Here is a 506-nt window from a genome sequence, read left to right on the forward strand (position 1 = left end):
CCGACAGCCCCCTGGTCACCGGGGCCGCGGCCATCGAGATGCTCCACCTGGCCACCCTGGTCCACGACGACGTGCTCGACGACGCGGACACCCGCCGGGGCCGGCCCACGGTCCACACCACCAGGGGCAACAAGGCCGCCATCTACCTGGGCGATCTGATCCTCTCGCGCTATATGGAGATCATGGCCTCCATCGCTCCGGACACGGCCTTCATCCGCGAGCAGGCCGGCACGGTCTGCGAGATCGTGGGCGGCGAGCTCCTGCAGGAGTCCGCCCGGGGCGACACGGCCGTCACCCGCGCCTACTACGAGCGCGCCATCCGCGGCAAGACCGCCGCCCTCTTCCGCCTGGCGGCCACGACCGGCGTCAAGCTGGGCACGTCCGACCCCTCCCCCGACCTTCTGGCCGCCGCCCACGACTTCGGCGAGCACCTGGGCATGGCCTTCCAGACCATCGACGACCTCGGCGACTTCGACGTGGCCCACGCGACCGAGGCGGACCTCGTC

Annotated in this window: 1 protein-coding gene; it reads left to right on the forward strand. The window is 71.7% G+C overall.

All coding sequences use genetic code 11. The features are described from left to right. Positions 1-506: polyprenyl synthetase family protein (locus tag CRD60_RS08380; RefSeq protein WP_201737259.1), on the forward strand; the 506-nt coding region annotated here is incomplete at both ends.

This window comes from Bifidobacterium aemilianum (assembly GCF_003315635.1).
GTDB classification, from domain to species: domain Bacteria; phylum Actinomycetota; class Actinomycetes; order Actinomycetales; family Bifidobacteriaceae; genus Bifidobacterium; species Bifidobacterium aemilianum.